The 22063-nt window shown below is 35.1% G+C and carries 15 protein-coding genes; 13 read left to right on the top strand and 2 right to left on the bottom strand.

Annotated elements, in window-relative coordinates; translation table 11 throughout:
• Positions 1–5 precede the first annotated feature (5 nt).
• The 13 genes from MN581_RS06100 (at position 6) to MN581_RS06040 (ending at position 17934) form a co-directional block, all read left to right on the top strand.
• Positions 6–662, top strand: coding sequence for an aquaporin (locus tag MN581_RS06100; protein ID WP_117973429.1), 657 nt, complete (start codon positions 6–8; stop codon positions 660–662).
• 301 nt (positions 663–963) lie between these two features.
• On the top strand, positions 964–3570 hold the full coding sequence (gene mgtA / locus MN581_RS06095) for a magnesium-translocating P-type ATPase (RefSeq protein WP_233519183.1): 2607 nt from the start codon (positions 964–966) through the stop codon (positions 3568–3570).
• A 439-nt stretch (positions 3571–4009) separates the two neighbouring features.
• A complete protein-coding gene (gene pdhA, locus MN581_RS06090; protein ID WP_117973217.1) occupies positions 4010–5122 on the top strand; it encodes a pyruvate dehydrogenase (acetyl-transferring) E1 component subunit alpha in 1113 nt (370 codons plus the stop codon).
• Between the two features lie 3 nt (positions 5123–5125).
• On the top strand, positions 5126–6103 hold the full coding sequence (locus MN581_RS06085) for an alpha-ketoacid dehydrogenase subunit beta (RefSeq protein ID WP_241699411.1): 978 nt from the start codon (positions 5126–5128) through the stop codon (positions 6101–6103).
• A gap of 48 nt (positions 6104–6151) precedes the next feature.
• The gene (locus MN581_RS06080) at positions 6152–7759 is read left to right on the top strand and encodes a dihydrolipoyllysine-residue acetyltransferase (protein ID WP_241699410.1); all 1608 of its coding nucleotides are present in this window, start codon (positions 6152–6154) and stop codon (positions 7757–7759) included.
• Between the two features lie 12 nt (positions 7760–7771).
• Positions 7772–9178, top strand: a complete 1407-nt coding sequence (lpdA, locus tag MN581_RS06075) for a dihydrolipoyl dehydrogenase (protein ID WP_241699409.1) — start codon at positions 7772–7774, stop codon at positions 9176–9178.
• A 135-nt stretch (positions 9179–9313) separates the two neighbouring features.
• On the top strand, positions 9314–10480 hold the full coding sequence (locus MN581_RS06070; RefSeq protein WP_241699408.1) for a SulP family inorganic anion transporter: 1167 nt from the start codon (positions 9314–9316) through the stop codon (positions 10478–10480).
• 426 nt (positions 10481–10906) lie between these two features.
• A complete protein-coding gene (locus tag MN581_RS06065) occupies positions 10907–12505 on the top strand; it encodes a CTP synthase (protein WP_241699407.1) in 1599 nt (532 codons plus the stop codon).
• A 276-nt stretch (positions 12506–12781) separates the two neighbouring features.
• A complete protein-coding gene (locus MN581_RS06060; RefSeq protein WP_117973211.1) occupies positions 12782–14299 on the top strand; it encodes a DUF1846 domain-containing protein in 1518 nt (505 codons plus the stop codon).
• Between the two features lie 85 nt (positions 14300–14384).
• Positions 14385–15074 (top strand): type II CAAX endopeptidase family protein, encoded by a 690-nt coding sequence (locus MN581_RS06055; protein ID WP_071457402.1) that lies wholly within the window; start codon positions 14385–14387, stop codon positions 15072–15074.
• 286 nt (positions 15075–15360) lie between these two features.
• On the top strand, positions 15361–16143 hold the full coding sequence (locus MN581_RS06050) for a metal ABC transporter ATP-binding protein (protein WP_241699406.1): 783 nt from the start codon (positions 15361–15363) through the stop codon (positions 16141–16143).
• Positions 16143–17000: a metal ABC transporter permease gene (locus MN581_RS06045; protein WP_241699405.1), complete on the top strand. Its 858-nt coding sequence runs from the start codon at positions 16143–16145 to the stop codon at positions 16998–17000. Before MN581_RS06050 ends, MN581_RS06045 begins: the two co-directional genes overlap by 1 nt.
• Positions 16987–17934, top strand: a complete 948-nt coding sequence (locus tag MN581_RS06040; RefSeq protein ID WP_277756551.1) for a metal ABC transporter substrate-binding protein — start codon at positions 16987–16989, stop codon at positions 17932–17934. The genes MN581_RS06045 and MN581_RS06040 overlap by 14 nt, the downstream gene beginning before the upstream one ends.
• A gap of 45 nt (positions 17935–17979) precedes the next feature.
• Here MN581_RS06040 and MN581_RS06035 read toward each other — a convergent pair whose 3' ends face one another.
• Together MN581_RS06035 and MN581_RS06030 are read right to left on the bottom strand one after the other, a co-directional pair.
• Complete coding sequence (locus MN581_RS06035) at positions 17980–20676, bottom strand: alpha-mannosidase (protein WP_241699404.1); 2697 nt, start codon at positions 20674–20676, stop codon at positions 17980–17982.
• Between the two features lie 17 nt (positions 20677–20693).
• Positions 20694–21995 (bottom strand): glycoside hydrolase family 125 protein, encoded by a 1302-nt coding sequence (locus tag MN581_RS06030; protein WP_241699403.1) that lies wholly within the window; start codon positions 21993–21995, stop codon positions 20694–20696.
• Between the last annotated feature and the right edge of the window lie 68 nt (positions 21996–22063).

The raw sequence follows: 22063 nt of genomic DNA, 5'->3' as shown, positions 1-22063 counted from the left end.
TTTTGATAAAAAAAGGGTTAGCAGAAGTAATAGGGACATTCTTTTTAGTCTTTATTGGTACAGGTACTGCAGTATTAAGTGGTAATGTTGTTGGAACGTTGGGGATTGGTCTAGGGTTTGGTTTAGCGATTATGGTTGCTGCTAATACAATCGGACAAATTTCTGGGGCACATTTGAATCCAGCTGTAACACTAGCTTTTTTAGTAAATAAACGTCTTGGTGTCCAAGATTTTATTGTTTATGTTGTTGGACAAATTATTGGAGCGATACTTGGTACTGGGTTACTAAGATTGATTTTAGGAATGACTGATTTAGGTGTAGATAACCTAGCTCAAACAACTTATCAAGGTATTTCAACAACAGGCGCATTTATCATTGAAATGACGCTAACAGCCATTTTAGTATTTGTTATTATGTCTGTGACAAGTAAAAAAGGTGAAACCTCTTATAATGGTTTAGCAATTGGTTTAACTTTAACAATGTTACATTTTATTGGGGTTCCTTTAACAGGCATGTCAGTAAACCCTGTGAGAAGTTTATCGCCAGCAATATTTGTTGGAGGTGACGCGATGAGTCAACTATGGTTATACATTTTAGCACCATTAGTAGGTGGTTTAATCTCTGCAGTGATTGCAAAAACATTATTACAAACAGAAGAATAGATAATACCAACACCCACAGTCAATTGATTGTGGTTGTTTTTTTATACAACAAATAAACAACGATTTAATAACGAGGTGTATGACATAATAAAAATACTAATAACGCTACAATATGAAGGGGGAAATAGATTGAAACGTTATACTATAAGGAGTGTTTGTACAATAAATTGTTTATTATGAAGTTTTTTTATTGTTATTTTATAAATAATGTACACTTTATTTATAAAAACTCAGATTAAATGAAAAGAATTCTCATGCATGTTATGATAAAGGAGAGACTTTAGTTGTAGGAGGAATGCACATGGCAAAAGAAGAATCAGTAAATAAAAAGAATGACGAGTTAAAAAAGTTATCTAACTTAAGTGCTAGGGAATTAATGATGGAGTTTCGCACTTCACCTGATGGACTTAGCTCTGAAGATGCTGAAAAACGGCTAGATGAATTTGGCGAGAATAAGGTAAATGTACAAAAGCCTAAACCTTGGTATCGTGTATTACTGGAGTCTTTTATGGATCCATTTATTTATGTTTTAGCAGCTTTATTGGTTGTGTCTGCTTTGACAAAAGATTTTGAAGCGGTTCTTGTGATGAGTACGATGATTTTAATCAGTGCATTTATTCGATTTGCTCAAGATTTCAAAGCACAAAAAGAGTCACTGTCATTACAAAATTTGGTGAAACATACTAGTGCGGTTAAAAGAGATGGCGAAATAAAAGAAAGACCAATGGAAGATGTGGTACCTGGAGACATTGTATACTTATCAGCTGGAGATATGATACCAGCTGATGGGGTTCTTATTTGGACGAAAGACTTGTTCGTTAATCAGTCTTCTTTAACAGGGGAGTCAATGCCTGTTGAAAAATTTGAGTCAGATAAGGTCGATGTAAAAGTGGATGAAGATACCTCAGCGATTGATCTAAATAATTTAGTATTTATGGGGACAGATATCTTGAGTGGTCAAGGTGAAGTCATTATTTTAAGAACAGGTCAAGATACATTCTTTGGCGATATTGCGGAATCTGCTAGTACGGCCCGCGCGTTAACAAGTTTTGACCGTGATCTAAATCGTATCAGTAAATTATTATTAAAAATGGTAACAGTATTGTTCCCAGTCGTATTTTTGATAAATGGTTTATCAAAAGGGGATTGGACACAGGCGTTCTTCTTTGCGATAGCAGTTGCAGTTGGGTTAACACCAGAAATGTTACCGATGATTGTGACTAGTAACTTAGCCAAAGGGTCACAAACACTAGCTAAGAAAAAAGTAATTGTAAAAGAATTAAATGCTATTCAAAACTTAGGGTCAATGACCGTTCTTTGTACTGATAAGACAGGAACTATTACAGAAGATCGAGTGGTATTAGTAGAACATGTTAGTCCTTTAGGGGATTCAAATCAAAAAGTATTAGACATGGCCTATCTCAATTCAAACTATCAAACAGGTTGGAAAAATTTAATGGATCATGCCATTATTAATTATTATGAAACCAATCCAGATAAAATGATAACAGATAAAATTGAAAAAATAGATGAGATTCCATTTGATTTTTCTAGGCGTCGTTTGACAGTGGCACTAAAAAGGGATGGCCATCAATTGATGATAACTAAAGGAGCCGTTGAAGAGATGTCGGCCATTTGTTCATATGTTGAAATTGATGACGAAATTGTTCCACTCACTGATGAGTTGATTGAACAAATGTCAGATGTAAACAGACGAATGAATGAACAAGGGATGCGTGTGATTACGGTCGCTTATAAACGAGACGTCCATGACACACCGACTTATGCTGTTAGTGATGAATCTGATATGATACTAGTTGGGTTTGTTGGGTTTTTAGATCCAGCAAAACAATCAGCCGTTACAGCGATTTCTTCCTTGCATCAACATGGAGTTAACGTAAAAGTATTAACAGGAGATAATGAAATTGTGTCCCGAAAAGTGTGTCGTGATGTCGGCATTGAAGTCGGTAAATCCTATATAGGGACAGATATAGACGCTATGGAGGATGACGAATTAAAACAAGCAGTGAATGACGTGCAACTATTTGCGAAGTTAAACCCAATGCAAAAAGCAAGAATTATTAATACGTTAAAAGATCAAGGTGAAACAGTTGGGTTTATGGGAGATGGAATCAATGATGCTCCAGCGTTAAGAGCGGCAGATGTTGGGATTTCAGTTGATACTGCGGCTGATATTACAAAAGAAGCAAGTTCCATCATTCTTCTTGAAAAAAGTTTAGTTGTATTGGAAGATGGTGTGTTAGAAGGACGTAAAGTATTTAAAAATATGATGAAGTATATCATGATTACGATTAGTTCTAACTTTGGGAATGTTTTTTCCGTTTTAGTTGCTAGTGCGTTTCTACCATTCTTACCTATGCTATCGATTCAATTGTTGATTCAAAATTTAGTGTATGATATTTCGCAACTTGCTATGCCATGGGATAATGTCGATGAAGAGCAAATCATGAAACCAGTAAGATTTGATATAAAAAATCTGTTGCATTTTACTCTCTTCATTGGGCCAATCAGTAGTGTTTTTGATATTATCACCTTTGCTGTGATGTGGTTTGTGATAAGTGCGAATACAGTTGCACAGCAAAGTGTGTTTCAATCTGGTTGGTTTTTAGTTGGATTATTTACGCAAACACTGGTTGTTCATGTCATTCGTACGGAAAAAATACCTTTCATCCAAAGTGTTGCTAGCCCACAAATGTTAATGATGAGTGCGTTAGCTACCGGGTCAGGGCTGTGTATTATTTTATTTGAACCATTAAGACAAGCATTTGATTTTGGCGAATTACCAAGGGAGTATTGGATTTGGTTGATTGTTATCAGCTTTTCTTATTTAGTATTGCAACAGTTAATTAAAAAACTTTATATAAAAAAATATCATAAATGGATATAACGTGAATTTAATCACTTTCTTCATAAAAAAACAATAATGTTTTGAATTAAAAGAACTCTTTGAGATAAAGGGTTCTTTTTTTAGTAAATAGGGTAAATTTGTTGAGATAAGAGAGTGAGTTAGTCTGGAACCATGTAAGATAGCGTTTTTAAAGAATTTTATATATAACAGATTTTTGTTTCAACTGATACAGTTTTTGTTTTTTTTACATAGAAATTAAATTTGATAGATAAAAAAACTTGTAAAGTGATATTTTTCACTATGTTTTCACAACGTTATTCAATAAGGTTTTTAAGATAAAAAAATCGAGCGGATTGCTTGCAATGTGAATAAAGTCATGTTAAATTGAATTTGTCAAATTGAAAAAAAGTAATACAGTTTTTTTTCCTGTTTGAGAAACCAATATGATTACGTAAAAAAGAGAGGAATGTGTAACAATATGGCTAAGAAAAAAGTAAACCCACTTGATTTTGCAGCATTGATGGAAGACATTAACGCAGATTTTCCAACGATTCAAGTGTTAGATAAAGATGGTAAGGTTGTTAATAAAGATTTATTACCTGATTTATCAGATGAAGAATTAGTAGAATTAATGACAAGAATGGTATGGGCAAGAGTTTTAGACCAACGTTCAACTGCATTAAACCGTCAAGGACGTTTAGGATTCTACGCACCAACAGCTGGCCAAGAAGCAAGTCAATTAGCAAGTCAATTTGCTATGGATAAAGAAGATGTGTTATTACCAGGATATCGTGATGTTCCACAATTAATTCAACATGGTTTACCACTTAGAGATGCATTTTTATGGTCAAGAGGGCATGCAGCAGGTAGTGAATATGCTGAGAGTTTACAAGCTTTACCACCACAAATCATTATCGGAGCACAATATGTGCAAGCAGCTGGCGTAGCTTTAGGTCTTAAAAAACGCAACAAACCAAACGTTGCATTTACTTATACAGGTGATGGCGGTTCTTCACAAGGTGATTTCTATGAAGGAATCAACTTTGCAGGAGCTTACAAAGCAAACGCTGTATTCTTTATTCAAAACAATGGTTATGCCATCTCAACTCCACGTGAATTACAAACAGCCGCTAATACATTAGCTCAAAAAGGTATCGCAGCTGGTATTCCAAGTATTCAAGTAGATGGTATGGACGCATTAGCAGTATATAAAGTAACTAAAGCAGCTCGTGAATGGGCAGCAGCAGGAAACGGACCAGTTTTAATTGAAACATTAACATTCCGTTATGGACCACACACATTATCAGGGGACGATCCAACAAGATACCGTACTCAAGAAGTTGAAGATGAGTGGCATGCAAAAGATCCATTAACTCGTTTCAGAATTTACTTAACAGAAAAAGGTTTATGGTCTGAAGAAAAAGAAGAACAAGTTATTGAACAAACTAAAGAAGAAATCAAAACAGCTATCAAAGCAGCTGATGCAGCACCAAAACAAAAAGTTTCAGATTTCTTGAAAAACATGTTTGAAGTAACACCTAAATTAATCCAAGAACAAATTGACACATTTGAAGCAAAGGAGTCGAACTAAATCATGGCACAAAAAACAATGATTCAAGCAATTACAGATGCTTTAGCAATAGAACTTGAAGCAAATCCAGATGTATTAGTATTTGGTGAAGATGTTGGTAATAACGGTGGGGTGTTCCGTGCCACTGAAGGATTACAAGAAAAATTTGGTGTGGATCGTGTATTCGATACACCATTAGCTGAGTCAGGTATCGGTGGTTTAGCATTCGGTTTAGCTTTAGAAAACTTCCGTCCAGTTGCAGAAATCCAATTCTTTGGTTTCGTATTTGAAGTAATGGATGAAATTATCGGGCAAATGGCTCGTACTCGTTACCGTATGAGTGGTACTCGTAATATTCCAGTTACAATCCGCGCCCCATTTGGTGGTGGTGTTCATACACCTGAAATGCATGCGGATAACTTAGAAGGGTTAATCGCTCAATCACCAGGTGTACGTGTGGTTATTCCAAGTAATCCATATGATGCAAAAGGATTATTAATTTCAGCTATTCGTGACAACGATCCAGTTGTTTTCTTAGAACACATGAAATTATACCGTTCATTCCGTGAAGAAGTTCCAGAAGAAGCTTATACCGTTCCTTTAGATAAAGCAGCTATAACACGAGAAGGAACAGATGTTTCAGTTATTACTTACGGAGCAATGGTTCGTGAAGCAATCAAAGCAGCAGAAGCTTTAGAAAAAGATGGCATCTCTGTTGAAATCATTGACTTAAGAACAGTTGCTCCATTGGATGTGGATACAATTATTGCCTCTGTTGAAAAAACAGGACGTGTTGTAGTCGTTCAAGAAGCACAAAGACAAGCCGGAGTTGGCGCTCAAGTTGTTTCAGAAATTTCAGAAAGAGCGGTTCTTTCTTTAGAAGCACCAATCGGACGTGTTTCAGCACCTGATACAGTATATCCATTTGGTCAAGCAGAAGGTGCATGGTTACCAAATGCATCAGATATCGAAGCAAAAGTAAGAGAAATTCATTCATTCTAATTTAATTGAAATTAACTGAATGCACAACAGAAGGAGAGAAAATAACAGATGGCTTTTAAATTTAAATTACCAGACATTGGTGAAGGTATCGCAGAAGGCGAAATCGTTAAATTGTTTGTTAAAGAAGGCGACACAATCAACGAAGATGATACGTTATTAGAAGTACAAAATGATAAATCAGTAGAAGAAATTCCTTCTCCTGTAACAGGTAAAGTATTAAAAGTTCTTGTATCAGAAGGAACAGTAGCAAACGTTGGTGACGTGTTAGTTGAAATCGACGCACCAGGACATGAAGACGAAGAAGAAACAGTAGCACCTGCTGAAGAAGTAGCTGCACCAGCAGCAAGTGCTCCTGCAGCTAACACAGGTGGCGTGTTCCAATTTAAATTACCAGATATCGGTGAAGGTATTGCTGAAGGTGAAATCGTAAAATGGTTTGTTTCTGCTGGAGATACAATCAACGAAGACGATACATTGTTAGAAGTACAAAATGATAAATCAGTAGAAGAAATTCCTTCTCCTGTAACAGGTAAAGTCGTTAACGTATTAGTACCAGAAGGAACAGTAGCAAACGTTGGTGATGTATTAGTAGAAATTGATGCACCAGGACATAACGATGCTCCTGCAACAAGTGCATCAGCTACTGAAACGCCAGCAGCTGCAGCTCCAACTGCAAGTACACCAGCAGCACCAAGTGAGCCAACTGGTAAACCAAGTGCTCGTGTATTAGCAATGCCATCAGTACGTCAATATGCTCGTGCTAAAGGTGTTGATATTACGTTAGTAACACCAACAGGTAAAGGTGGACGTGTGGTTAAATCTGATATTGATAACTTTGGTTCAGCACCAGCAGCTCAATCAACTGAAAAAGTTGCTGTATCTGAAGAAAAAGTTGCTGTTGCACCAGCTAAAGAAACTGCTAAACCAGCAGCACCATTTGTTGGTATGCCTGAAGTTGAAGTTCGTGAAAAAATGACTCCAACACGTAAAGCAATTGCTAAAGCAATGGTAAACAGCAAACATACAGCTCCTCATGTAACATTACATGATGATGTTGAAGTATCTAAATTATGGGATCACCGTAAGAAATTTAAAGATGTTGCAGCAGCAAGAAATACTAAATTAACTTTCTTGCCATATGTTGTTAAAGCATTAACTGCAACTATGCAAAAATTCCCAACATTAAATGCATCAATTGATGATGCAACAAACGAAATTGTTTACAAACATTACTATAACATTGGTATCGCAACTGATACTGATCATGGTTTATATGTACCTAACGTTAAACAAGCAAACACTAAGAGCATGTTTGATATTGCAGATGAAATTAACGAAAAAGCAGCTTTAGCTATCGAAGGTAAATTAACTGCAGCTGATATGCGTGATGGTACTGTAACAATTAGTAATATTGGTTCTGTTGGTGGTGGCTGGTTTACACCGGTTATTAACTACCCAGAAGTTGCTATCTTAGGTGTTGGGACTATTACACAACAGCCTGTTGTGAATGCAGATGGAGAAATTGTTGTTGGAAGAATGATGAAATTATCATTAAGCTTTGACCACCGTATCGTTGATGGAGCAACAGCACAAAAAGCAATGAACAATATTAAACGTTTATTAGCTGATCCAGAATTATTATTAATGGAAGGATAAGGTGAATAGTTAATGGTTGTAGGAGATTTCGCATTAGAATTAGATACAGTAGTAATTGGTGCAGGACCTGGTGGATATGTTGCCGCAATTCGTGCAGCACAAATGGGTCAAAAAGTAGCCATTATTGAAAAAGAATACATTGGCGGCGTTTGTTTAAACGTCGGATGTATTCCATCAAAAGCACTAATTAGTGCAGGACATAAATATCAAGAAGCAATGCATTCAGCTATTTTTGGTGTAACTGCTGATAATGTGTCACTTGATTTTTCTAAAACTCAAGAATGGAAAAACAACCAAGTAGTTTCAAAATTAACTGGTGGGGTTGAATTCTTACTTAAGAAAAATAAAGTTGAAATTATCCGTGGGGAAGCATTCTTCGTTGATGAAAATACGTTACGTGTTATCGATGGTGACCATGCGCAAACTTATTCATTTAATCATGCTATTGTTGCAACTGGTAGTCGTCCAATCGAAATTAAAGGATTTAAATTTGGTGGACGTATTATTGATTCAACTGGTGGATTAAGCTTAACTGAAGTTCCTAAAAAATTAGTGATCGTCGGTGGTGGCGTTATCGGTGCTGAATTAGGTGGAGCATATGCTAACCTAGGTGCTGAAGTAACAATTTTAGAAGGTTCTCCACAAATTTTACCAACATTTGAAAAAGATATGGTTAAACTTGTTGAAAAAGAATTTGACAACAAAGGTATCAAAGTTGTCACAAAAGCAATGGCTAAAGAAGCTGTTGACAATGGCGATAGCGTGACTGTAACTTATGAAGTTGACGGTAAAGAAGAAAAAGTTGAAGCAGATTACGTTATGGTAACTGTAGGTCGTCGTCCAAACACTGATGATTTAGGTTTAGAAATCTTAGGCGTTGAGATGACTGATCGTGGATTAGTAAAAGTTGATAACCAAGGACGCACTAACGTGAAAAGTATTTTTGCAATTGGTGACATCGTTCCTGGAGCTGCACTTGCTCACAAAGCAAGTTATGAAGCTAAAATTGCTGCAGAAGCCATTGCTGGTGAACCAGTAGCAGTTGATTATCGTGCAATGCCAGCTGTAGCCTTTACAGATCCTGAATTGGCAACTGTTGGTATGACAGAAAAAGAAGCAAAAGAAGCTGGATTAAACGTGAAAGCATCTAAATTCTCATTAGGTGGAAATGGTCGTGCTTTATCATTAAACCAAACTGAAGGATTTGTACGTTTAGTTACAACTAAAGAAGACAACGTGATTGTTGGTGGACAAGTTGCTGGTATTAGTGCTAGTGATATTATTGCAGAAATTGGTTTAGCTGTTGAAGCTGGAATGAATGCTGAAGATATCGCTTTAACTATCCACTCACATCCATCATTATCTGAAGCTGTTATGGATACAGCTGAGTTAGCATTAGGTATGCCAATTCACATGTAATTTTAAATAAGCATTGTTTGTTCGGACGTATAAAGCATCTCTTTTCAGAGGTGCTTTTTTATTTTTTAAACGTGTATTATTCAAAAGTATATGTTATGATAATTTTCTTGGAAAAGAATTAAGGGAGGGAAAAAGGTGTTACTTAGTATAAAAAAGAATGAGTGGGTAGGAAACCCACGTGAAAATATTTTTGCTGGATTAGTGTCATCGGTCGCAATTTTACCTGAAGTAATAGGGTTTGCCATTATCGCAGGAGTTCATCCAATGTCGGCATTATTTGCTTCAGCTATTACCTTATTAGTCATTACGTTAACTGGTGGTAGACCTGCTATGGTATCTGCTGCAGCCGGATCGATGGCTTTAGTAATTGCAGGATTAGTACAGTCGCATGGGCTAAACTATATGATTGCTGCTACCATATTAACAGGTATATTTCAATTTATTTTAGGTTATTTGAATATTCATAAAATCATGAAACACATACCTAAAAGTGTCATGATAGGTTTTGTTAATGGATTAGCGATTTCAATTTTTTTAGCACAAGTTCAACAATTACCTGAACAAAATGTGATTGGCTATGTCATGGTTATTGTTAGTATATTAGCCATATATTTACTACCCAAAGTGATTAAAGTTGTGCCACCAGCACTTATTATTATTACGGTCATGACTATCTTATCATTTGTTTTTAAAGGTAGTTTCTTTACTGTTGGTGATTTAGGAAATATGTCCTCACTTGATGTATCATTTGGCTTACCACTTGTACCAATGAGTTTAGAAACACTGTGGATAATCTTACCAACAGCCATTTCATTAACGTTTATCGGACTAATGGAAACACTATTAACAGTTCCTATAGTAGATGAGATGACAAACTCAACTAGTGATAGTAAACGTGAAGTGAAAGCACAAGGACTGGCTAATTTTATTACGGGATTATTTGGTGGCCAAGCTGGATGTGCGATGATAGGGCAAGCTGTGATAAATGTTAAATCAGGTGGACGGACACGTTTGTCAACATTTGTATCAGGTACGACGTTATTACTGTTCATTTTTGTTTTAAACTCACTCATGATGGTGATTCCAACGGCAGCTTTGATTGGAATTATGATAACAGTTGCAGGGGATACATTTGATTGGAAAAGTTTACAGTTAGTAAAATCATGGGAAATGATTGAAAGTACTGCGATGTTAGTCACTGTCGTTGTTATTGTTTACACAGGAAACTTAGCAATTGGGATTTTGTGTGGTGTCGTATTAAATGGATTACTTATATTATTGACAAAATTAAATAAAAAATAGTAAAAAGGCAATGAGAACTCATCATAATTTTTATATCACAGAGAGAAAAAGTAAAAAAACTAAAGCGTTTGTTTGGTTATTATCCATTGATTTTGCAAGAGGATTATGTGAAACCCGTTGTGTTTGTGATTATCATACTATAATTAATATATTAGAAATAGAACAACACCAGTTGATAGAAAGAAGAGATTAATTTAGATAGTGATGGTTATGAAAAAGTTAGGGAAGATATGAAAATTATATGAATGTCATAATTAAATTCTTGACGAAACATCAAAACCCTTGTATCATACTTTTTGGGCACTCTTGAAAAATAGAGGCAGATAGACTTAAATGAAAGCTCCCTTATTCATACGAATAGGGGGCTTTTCTTTGTTTTTTATAAAAGTATCTTCCCCAAGAAATATATGAAAAGAGGCGAATGTTATGACAAAGTACATTTTTGTAACAGGTGGAGTGGTATCTTCAATTGGAAAAGGGATTGTAGCAGCATCGTTAGGTCGATTATTAAAAAATCGTGGATTGAATGTAACTATTCAAAAATTTGATCCCTATATTAACATTGATCCTGGAACAATGAGTCCTTACCAACATGGTGAGGTATTCGTCACTGAAGATGGGGCAGAAACAGATTTAGATTTAGGTCATTATGAGCGATTTATAGATATTAATTTAAATCAACACTCAAATGTGACCACAGGAAAAGTTTATTCTGAGGTAATCAGAAAAGAAAGAAAAGGAGAATATCTTGGTGCGACAGTCCAAGTAATCCCACATATTACCAATGAAATCAAAGAAAAAATGATGGCAGCAGCTGATACAAATGAAGCAGATGTGATTATCACTGAAGTCGGTGGAACAGTTGGCGATATTGAGTCTTTACCATTTTTAGAAGCACTAAGACAGATGAAAGCAGATGTTGGTAAAGATAATGTATTATATATCCACACAACATTGATTCCTTATTTAAGAGCAGCAGGGGAAATGAAAACCAAACCGACACAACATAGTGTGAAAGAATTACGTAGTCTTGGGATTCAACCAGATATTTTAGTTGTTAGAACAGAAGAAGAAGTGCCACAAGAAATGAAACAAAAGTTAGCACAATTTTGCGATGTGCCTGAAGAAGCAGTTATTGAATCAAGAGATGTGAAAACATTGTACGATATTCCATTAAATTTAGAAGCACAAGGATTGGATGATATTGTGTGTGATCATTTAGGGATTGAAGCGCCTAAAGCAGATATGGCAGAGTGGCAAGAAATGGCAAAACACGTGCTAAACTTAAAATACAAAACACGTATTGCATTAGTTGGGAAATATGTTGAGTTACCTGATGCTTATTTATCAGTTGTGGAAGCATTAAAACATGCTGGATATGAACATGATACAAACATCGAAATTGAGTGGATTCAATCAGAAAATGTCACAAAAGAAAATGTCTCTGATTATTTATCAACAGTAGACGGTGTTCTTGTGCCAGGTGGATTTGGCGACCGAGGAATTGAAGGGAAAATCGAAGCGATCCGCTACGCCAGAGAACATAATATTCCCTTCTTAGGTATTTGTTTGGGTATGCAAATGGCCTGTGTTGAATTTGCAAGAAACGTCTTGATGCTTGAAGGAGCAGATTCAAAAGAAACTGCACCAGAAACGCCTTATAACATCATTGATTTAATGTTAGATCAAGAAGGTGTAGAAGATATGGGAGGAACGTTACGTCTAGGAGCTTATCCATGTGAGTTGAAACCAGACACTAAAACACGTAACTTATATAATGGTGAAGAGTTAATCAGTGAACGTCATCGCCACCGTTATGAATTTAATAACGCATTTCGTGAGTCATTTGAACAAGCGGGAATGGTCTTTTCAGGTGTTTCACCAGACAATCGTTTAGTTGAAATAGTTGAAATTCCAGCAAATGATTTCTTTGTTGCAAGTCAATTTCATCCCGAATTCAAATCACGTCCAAATAGAAGTCATCCGTTATTTAATGGATTTATTAGAGCTAGCTTAAATAACTAGAACGTTAATAAAAAATACATATTATCATGATATATTTAGATTATAAAAAATGAGTATGATAATGTATGTATTATAGTAATGATTAGTTTAGGGATAAATTATTAAATGGGCAGTAGGATTAACATTGTACTAAAGAAGAGTAAAAATTTATTATTTTTTATGATCCAGACAAACGACACAAGATATGTTACAAAAATGAGAGAAAAAGTTAAGTTAAGTGTTAATCATTGTTGGTTGCAATGTTACCACTTATCCTAACTTTTAAGGAGGAAAACCATGAAAAAGCTAGGATTCGATTCTCAGAAATACATTGAAGAGCAATCAAAATTTATTTTAGAACGTGTAAATAATTATGATAAATTATATTTAGAGTTTGGTGGTAAATTAATCGGAGATAAACATGCAAAACGTGTGTTGCCAGGTTTTGATGAAGACTCAAAAATCAAAATACTACAAAAATTAAAAGATAAAGCAGAAGTCATTATTTGTGTGTATGCTGGAGATATTGAGCGCAATAAAATTCGCGGTGATTACAACATCACGTATGACATGGATATCTTAAAATCAATTGATGAGTTTAATGAGTATGGCTTATCTGTTAACAGTGTGTTAATCACACGTTACAGTGGCCAACCTTCAACGAAAATCTTTATTAACAAATTAGAAAAACGAAATATTAAAGTTTATACGCATGAAGCAATTGACGGTTACCCATATAACATTGACCAAATAGTCAGTGATGAAGGCTTTGGAAAAAACCCATATATACCAACAACAAAACCAATTGTCGTTATCACGGCTCCAGGAGCTGGTAGTGGAAAATTGGCAACAAGTTTAAGCCAAATCTATCATGAAAATCGTTTAGGACGAGTGGCAGGGTACTCAAAATTTGAAACATTTCCAGTTTGGAATATCCCATTAAAACACCCGTTAAATATCGCCTATGAAGCGGCAACTGTGGATTTGAAAGACGTGAACATGATTGATTCATTCCATTTTGAAGCCTATGGTGAGGTTGCAGTTAACTATAATCGTGATATCGAAACATTCCCAGTTATTAAGCGAATTATTGAACGAATCACTAACCAAGAGTCAGTCTTTAAATCACCGACAGATATGGGTGTAAACCGAGTTGGCTTTGGTATAATCGATGATGATGTGGTTAAAGAAGCTTCAAAAGAAGAAATTATTCGTCGTTGCTTTGATACAGAGTGTTTTTATAAACGTGGAATGGTTGACGAGGACGTGGTTAATCGTATTCAACTTATTATGGAAGAGATGGAACTTAAAAAAGAAGATCGTCGTCCAGTACTTCCTGCAAGAGAGTATGCTGACAAGTTGAAAGAAATGACTGAAGGTGAAGAGGCTGTTAACCCAATGTCAGTTATGGCGTTTGAATTATCAACTGGAGAAATTGTAACAGGTCGTACATCAGATTTGATGGATGCCTCAGCTGCTGCTATTTTAAACTCAATTAAACGTTTAGCTAATATTTCAGATGACATTTTATTATTGTCTCCTGTTATTTTAGAAACCATTCAAAAAATGAAAGTGGACGAATTAGGCAATAAAATGACTGCTTTAAACGCCAATGAAGTCCTAATTGCGTTATCAATAAGCGCTGTAACGAACCCAACAGCTCAACTAGCTTATGAACAATTGGCTAATCTTGACGGAGTTGAAGCACACTCAACCGTTATGCTGAACAAAGATGATGAACAGGTTCTTAAAAAATTGGGCATAAATGTGACCAGTGACCCAGTCTTTTCATCAGAAAATCTTTTCTATATCTAAAAGTAAATACTTGAAATAATAAGCAAACCTAGATACACTATGTAAGTTAGGTTTACTTGTTGTTTTTTGAAGGGAGAAATGAACAATGAAAGACAGTAGTATGAGAAAATCTTTTATATCAGTCATCATTATTTTTATAGGAACATTGTTAATATTAACCTTGTCAAGAACGATAGCAGGGACAAATGGTTATATCTATTTTTTTATTTCAGTATTTTGGTTTATTGGTTTATTTTTAAGAGATATCAACACAAAAAAAGAAATGTTATCACATCAATGGAAAGACTTTAAAAAGATGAAATGGCGCCATATATTATACGTTGTGATCACATTAATTTTAGTTTCATTTATTATTCAAATCACTAGACCGTTTTTTAATCAATTTATTCCAAAAAATCCGGTGTATAGTTATGCTTATGATATTAATACAGCATTAGGACTTTTGTTTTCTGTATTAGCTGGTATAGTTGATTTAATTGTAGCCTTTGTTGAAGAAATAACTTATCGCTATGAAGGTATGTATGTATACAAATCTAATAAGATGTTAGTATCTATCATGTTAATTTTATCTAGTATATTATTTGGTTTTTCTCATTACTATAATTTTGGTGGCAGTTTTATAGCTAGTATGCCGTACGCTTTCGCTGGTTTGGTATTTGGTTTAATGTATTTGCTATCAAAAAATATTTGGGTACCAGTTATTGCCCATTTATTGTTTAATAGTACAGCTATTTTATCTAGTTTATTTTTAGTGATTGTTAAGTTAATTAGTTAAGAAAGGTGTAAGCATAATGGAAGAGACGTACCGTCTAATAGGTTTTATTGCGATTACAATCGGTATTATTTTTATTATGATAGGCATATATTTCTTTTATATAAGCGGTTCTTTTAATTAAATAAACATCTATTGAGGCGACTGTATGTTATAGTCGCCTATTTTTTTATGTATTTTTATAAACAATAGAGTTGTGAAAATGATTCTCATTTGTTATAATGGTTTTTAGTTTAGGTTAGCCTAAAAAATATTTAAACTAATCCAAAAAATAGAAAAGGTGAAAGAAATGCAAGAAGAAGCATTAACAATGTCTTATGAGTATTTAACTCATGAACCAATAGATGTACAACATATATCAGTATCATATCAAGCTAAAGTAGCTTTAGAAGATATCAGTTTATCCATTGAGCCTGGAAAAATCACAGGGATTATCGGACCTAATGGTGCAGGTAAGTCGACTTTTTTAAAAAGTATTATTGGACTGATTAAAACAGACAGTGGTCGTGTCACGATAGGTGGTCAGTCCATTGATTTAATCAGAAAGAAAGTGGCTTACGTTGAACAACGAAGTGTCATAGATTTAACTTTTCCAATAAAAGTTGATGAAACGGTCCTGTTAGGCACATATCCTAATTTAGGATTATTCCGTCGACCTAAAAAAGAGGATCGACAAAAAGTAAAAGAGTCGCTTGAAAAAGTAAAAATGGAGAACTTTGCTAAACGACAAATAGGAAATCTATCAGGTGGACAATTACAACGCGTATTTATTGCAAGAGCTTTAGCACAAGATGCAGATATTATCTTTTTAGACGAACCATTTGTAGGGATTGACATGGTGAGTGAAAAATTAATTGTTGAACTATTACAAGAGTTGAGAGATGAAGGGAAAACAATTGTGATTGTTCATCATGATTTACATAAAACCAAAGAGTACTTTGACAACTTAATTATTTTAAATAAAAAGTTAATCGCCAGTGGTCCAGTATCAAAAACATTTACGACTTCAACAATCCAACAAGCTTACGGGGAAACAATGGGTGAAATTGTAATTAAAGGAGTGAATGACTAATGATACAACATTTTATTGAAGGTTTAGTAAAATATGATTTTCTACAAAACGCCTTAATCACGTCTGTCATCGTAGGTGTTGTATCAGGTGTGATTGGGAGCTTTATTATTTTAAGAGGAATGTCTCTGATGGGAGATGCGATTTCTCATGCAGTATTACCTGGAGTTGCGGTGTCTTATATGCTTGGTGGTAGCTACATGATAGGAGCATCAATTTTTGGAATAATGGCAGCAGGATTGATTGGTTTTGTGACACAAAAAAGTAAATTAAAAAACGATACAGCTATCGGGATTGTCTTTAGTTCATTTTTCGCTTTAGGGATTATTTTAATCTCATTTGCCGAAAGCTCGACCGATTTATATCATATTCTATTTGGAAATGTATTAGCTGTTAAACCAAGTGATATGTACACAACATTAGCCGTTGCGGTTGCTGTCATTTTATTTGTGGTTTTATTTTATAAAGAATTATTAGTCAGCTCATTTGATCCAGTCATGGCACAAGCATACGGATTAAAAGTTCAAGTCATTCATTATGCGTTAATGTTTTTCTTAACGCTCGTTGCAGTATCATCCCTACAAACAGTCGGCACTATTTTGGTGGTTGCTATGCTTGTGACACCTGCTGCTACAGCTTATCTGTTAACGGATAAGCTATCAACGATGATTGTGCTTGCTAGTAGTTTAGGTGCCATTAGTGCCGTGATTGGCTTATTCTTTAGCTATTCCTATAACTTAGCTTCAGGAGCCACTATTGTTCTGACCACTGTTGTATTTTTTATCATGGCGTTTATATTTTCCCCAAAACAAGGATTTATTTTTAAAAGAAAAGAGGAAGTTGTCATTGAAGAAGTCTAGTCTTATTTTATCAAGTCTTATAGCAGGGTTAATGGTATTCTTTTTAGCTGGATGCTCAACGGGAGAATCATCTACAGAGAAAAATTCAGCGAATGATAAGTTTAAAGTAGTAGCAACGAATTCGATTATTGCAGATATGGTTGAAAATGTGGGTGGGGAACATGTTGATGTTCACAGTATTGTTTCTAGGGGTACAGACCCACATGAATATGAGCCACTTCCTGAGGATATCTCAAAATCAACCGATGCGGATGTGATTTTCTATAATGGGTTGAATCTTGAAACAGGTGGCAATAGCTGGTTCTTAAAATTAATGCAAACAAGTAAGAAAAAAGAAAATGAAGATTATTTTGTTGTCAGTAAAAATGTTGAGCCAATGTATCTAACGAGTGAGGGGCAAGAAAGTGAGCAAGACCCTCATGCTTGGCTATCATTAAAAAATGGTATCACTTATGTGAATAACATCAAGGATGTTTTAGCTGAGAAAGATGTAAAACATAAAGAAGATTATGAGAAAAATGCCAAAGCTTATACAGAAAAACTAGAAGCCTTACATAATGAAAATACCAGCCGATTTGCCGATATTCCAAAAGATAAAAATCTACTTGTAACCAGTGAGGGCGCATTTAAATATTTCTCAAAAGCTTACGGGGTAAATGCAGCGTATATTTGGGAAATCAACACAGAAAACCAAGGGACACCTGATCAGATGAGTCAAATCATTGATAAGATTAAACAAACAAAAGTGCCCAACCTATTTGTTGAACAAAGCGTGGATGCTCGCAGTATGGAGACTGTCTCACGAGAAACAGGTATTCCAATTTACGATACAATATTTACTGATTCATTAGCGAAAAAAGGTGAAACAGGAGATACTTATTATGATATGTTGAAATGGAATTTAGATACCATTCATGAAGGATTAATGAAATAACGAAAAACACTCTATTTAATCATCTGACTAAATAGAGTGTTATTTTTATTTCTTTTTCCAACGTAATGTTTGGATTTTAGCTGGCTCAATGGTAGTAGATACCGATGTGTTTTCTTTAAATTCTTCAATCATATTGGCTTCAAACGGTGTGTACTCATTTATTTCTAGGTTAAGAGTAGAAGAGGTTTGATTGGATAAGTTAAATCCTCTTGTAATAATATCTTCTCCAAACTCTTGTCTTTTAAGAGCAGTCAATGCAAATTGTTTACCATCAATGGATAAGAATTGATAATTAGGAGCTAACACGCCTGTGTGACGTGTTGTTTGTTTGACTGTTGTTGGGATTTGGAAACTTTGAGCACGTTTGTAAGAATCAAATAATGTGTTTTCAGTTGTGACTTCTATGGCAAAATCAACCGATTGTTTGCCAAGACACTGAGCTTCTGGCGTTGGGAAATACCCCCAATCCCCTAATTCACCAACAGCACGTAGCAATGTCACAGCAATAGTATTGTTAGTTAGAATTTCATACTCATTTAAACCGTAATTTGATATGGTGATACCATTTTTTTCATCTCTTAACGCTACAAACGAGTGTTGATGTTGTGGATTTGTTGGGTTCTCCCAATGTTTATTTTGTACAGTATTTGGTCTTTCAACTACTTCAAAAATACTTTCGGCAACATGAGTTTCTGTGGTTAAATCAGTCGGGAAAAGAACGCGTAAGCGATGGTCTCGCATTTGATTATCAAATTCAGTGTGACATTTAATTTGACGATTATTCTTTTCTACCCTTAAAGTTGTTTCAAGAGTAAGTGTGCCTAAATCTTTGCTGCGTTGTGCTTGTCTATCCCGCATTTCAATGACAGCTTTCATTTCCTCTTGTAATAAGTCTTCCGCTGAAAGTGGAATCATCATTTGCTGTTCAATCAACACTTCACATACTAATGGTGTATCTGTTACGACGTTAATTGTTGTAGGAAAATCATGTGCATATAAAGGAGTATCATTTTCTGGCTGTTTAAAAATATATTCATTTCCAACATCTCCTACATTTTCAAATATTAATCCACTTGGGTAAGTGATGTTGGTTTCTTTATTGGTTATATCAATCAGTCCATTATTTTGTATAGCCACTTTAATATAATCATTTTCAATCGTTTGAGTGTTTTTATCAAACAAAGTCTTATCCTTAGCTTGGGATGCCCCTTCGACTAAGGCAAATGACTGCCAACTCATTTCATTGAATGACGCAAGAGATAATCTGATTGTTACAAAAATTGCCATATAAGGAATTCTAAAACGATCAGTTGGTAAATCGTAATCAAAAGAGACATCCACAGTCACTAATTCACTTGGAATAATAGTTCCATCACTATCTACTACATGAAATTCATTTAATGTTTTGGCGATTTGTTTTAATTCATCATATAACTCATTCGACTTCCCTTGAGAAAACGGGCGACGCATCCATTCAATCGTTGTTTCAATGACTTCATTTTTTTCGACACCAGCTGTATTAAAAACAACAAACGGTTTACTATTTGTTGGTAAGTTACTTGTGTCAATATTGCTTGTTAAAGCCAAAGTAGCCTCATCTGCTAAGTATTTACCAACTTCTAGAGCCTTATCAAAACGTGACATCATTTCACGATGAACCTCATCCACACTGCATCCACAAATACTATCGTGTGGGTGGTTTTGCATTAAGGTTTTCCAAGCATAACGAAGCTCATCATGTGGATAAGATTTTGTCATGTCATAGGCCATAGTTGCCAATGGTTCTGTGATATTTTCTAATTGTCGTTGGACTTCAGTATTTTTTTGTTTGATATAAATTCTAGCAGAAGCCGTGTTAGCTAATGTGTACCAACCATCCGTTTCTTGTGACGTTAATTCCCCAGTCACGGTACTCAAGTTGTCAGGTAAATCAGACATGACAGCAGCTAAATAATCATCAAAATTACTATGAATAAAGTCAATGTCTGGATAGAGCTCGTTAGCTAAAGCGATGGCTTGTGTCACATCTTTTTGAACAGGTTGATGATCCACACCATTCATCATTAAAAGATGATCCGTTGAAGCATATTGGTTAGCGTCTGCCAATTTTTTCTCCCAAAATTCAATTGCTTCTTTTTTCGTTGTTGGAATTTCATTGCCGTTACTGTACCAGTTGGCAAATAATAAGCCAAATATTTTAGTGCTATCAGGTCCTTCCCACCACATTTCAGAAAATTGAGATGCGTATTTTTCGTCATTGATCACAGCGTTGTTGAATCCAGTTGGCTTGACACCACGTCCAAAGGCAGCCGCTTTAATCCCTGCTTCTTTCATCATTTGAGGTGTTTGTCCCATGTTTCCAAAGGTATCAGGGAAGTAACCCAACATGACAGGCTTGCCCCATTTTTTACTTTCTTCTAGACCAATCAGCGTATTACGTGTATTGGCTTCACTGCTAATAAGAAAATCGTCTTGTAAAATATAAAATGGACCAATCCGTAATTTTCCGTTTTTAATGGCACGTTCTACCGCTTCTTTTTTTTCAGGACGTACTTGTAGGTAGTCATCTAAAATAATCGTTTGGCCATCCAAGTGAAAACTATTGAAATCTGGATTGGTTTCAAAAATTTCTAGTAAATCATCCATCAAACGAATCAGTCTCATATGATGTTGCTCGTAAGGTAAGTACCATTCTCTATCCCAATGACTATGAGATATGATATACACTTTTTTATTTTTCATGTCAGAATCTCCCTTGTTTAGTTGTAATGTGCCTCAATGGTGATATCAAAGTAATCCATAACGAGTTCGCAAAACATCATATTCGCCCAAGAAAACCATTCTCGGGTAAAGTGATTTGGATTATTAACGTCAAATCCTTCGTGCATCAAGTGTGTGCCACCATCGCAATCAACGAGTAAATTTAAAATCCGTTCTTTTTCTTGTTTATCATCTGTTGTTAGACCTTCTATAGCTAAAGCAATCGGCCAAACATAGTTTTCTGGTGTGTGCGAACTGCCAATCCCTTTAGCAAATTCACCCTCATAAAAATAAGGATTTTCTTTACTTAGTAACGTTTTTCTAGTTGAAAGATAGAGTGGATCGTTTTTATCTAGATAGCCAAGGTAAGGAGCGGCCATTAAACTCGGCACATTTGAATCATCCATAATAGAATAATGTCCTTTTCCGTCTACTTCATAAGCAAAGATATTCTCGCCATCATTATTTTCTACAATAGCATGCTCTTTAATCCCATCATCGATTTCTTTTTTTAGTTTATTTGCTTGTTCTAGCACAGTCATATCTGTAAATAAGGTTGAATAGAGTTCAACAATATAGCCTAAAACCACCACAGCAAACATATTTGATGGGACAAGATAACCATATTGACACGCATCATCGCTTGGTCTAAAACCAGACCATGTCATCCCAGTATAGTCAACAGGTGTGCCTTTTCCGTCATGAGTTAACGTATCCTCCAATCGTGTTGTGTCTCTTTCAAAACAATAAGGAGATTGGTCATGATGTTGTTCTGTTTCCCATACGGATAGTATTTTTTTTACGCCTTCATGGAATTCTTCATTAAACTGAGAGGTTTCGCCTGTTTGTTTATATAAAAGATAAGCTAATTGGACAGGATAACATAATGAATCAATTTCATATTTTCTCTCCCAAATCCAAGGAGTCATCTCAGTATGATCGGTTTGATGTCCTTTATTGTTAGGGGTTTCATTAAAAGCATTGGCATAAGGATCCATGTTAATGTATTTAAATTGTCGTTTAACTAGACCAGTAATAAGCGAACGAATGTCGTCATCTTCTTTAGCAATGACTAGGTAGGGACGAAATTGAGCTGTTGAGTCTCTTAACCACATAGCAGGAATATCACCTGTTAAAAGAAACGTAGTTCCATCATCATAGCGACGAACAGTCGTTAACAATGTGTTAGCAAATCCAGCATTGAAGTTTTCTGCCCATCTAGGTTGATTTGCTTCGTGGCATTTTTGTGTCATTTGTTCCATAAAGTGTTGAATAGATTGTGGTATTTCAGTATAAGCCATAATAGCCCTCCTAATGATATATCTTTTATTTACAATTCTTATTATATGATATATCATTATAAGTGTCT

This window comes from Vagococcus sp. CY53-2 (assembly GCF_022604695.1).
In the GTDB taxonomy this organism is placed as follows: domain Bacteria; phylum Bacillota; class Bacilli; order Lactobacillales; family Vagococcaceae; genus Vagococcus.
This window is presented reverse-complemented; position numbering and strand designations above follow the sequence as displayed.

What these genes read in the sequence shown, in the direction of transcription:
- mgtA (WP_233519183.1), top strand. Translation starts at nt 964, where the DNA reads ATGGCAAAAGAAGAATCAGTAAATAAAAAGAATGACGAGTTAAAAAAG.
- pdhA (WP_117973217.1), top strand. Translation starts at nt 4,010, where the DNA reads ATGGCTAAGAAAAAAGTAAACCCACTTGATTTTGCAGCATTGATGGAA.
- MN581_RS06085 (WP_241699411.1), top strand. Translation starts at nt 5,126, where the DNA reads ATGGCACAAAAAACAATGATTCAAGCAATTACAGATGCTTTAGCAATA.
- MN581_RS06080 (WP_241699410.1), top strand. Translation starts at nt 6,152, where the DNA reads ATGGCTTTTAAATTTAAATTACCAGACATTGGTGAAGGTATCGCAGAA.
- lpdA (WP_241699409.1), top strand. Translation starts at nt 7,772, where the DNA reads ATGGTTGTAGGAGATTTCGCATTAGAATTAGATACAGTAGTAATTGGT.
- MN581_RS06065 (WP_241699407.1), top strand. Translation starts at nt 10,907, where the DNA reads ATGACAAAGTACATTTTTGTAACAGGTGGAGTGGTATCTTCAATTGGA.
- MN581_RS06060 (WP_117973211.1), top strand. Translation starts at nt 12,782, where the DNA reads ATGAAAAAGCTAGGATTCGATTCTCAGAAATACATTGAAGAGCAATCA.
- MN581_RS06055 (WP_071457402.1), top strand. Translation starts at nt 14,385, where the DNA reads ATGAAAGACAGTAGTATGAGAAAATCTTTTATATCAGTCATCATTATT.
- MN581_RS06050 (WP_241699406.1), top strand. Translation starts at nt 15,361, where the DNA reads ATGCAAGAAGAAGCATTAACAATGTCTTATGAGTATTTAACTCATGAA.
- MN581_RS06045 (WP_241699405.1), top strand. Translation starts at nt 16,143, where the DNA reads ATGATACAACATTTTATTGAAGGTTTAGTAAAATATGATTTTCTACAA.
- MN581_RS06035 (WP_241699404.1), bottom strand. Translation starts at nt 20,676, where the DNA reads ATGAAAAATAAAAAAGTGTATATCATATCTCATAGTCATTGGGATAGA.
- MN581_RS06030 (WP_241699403.1), bottom strand. Translation starts at nt 21,995, where the DNA reads ATGGCTTATACTGAAATACCACAATCTATTCAACACTTTATGGAACAA.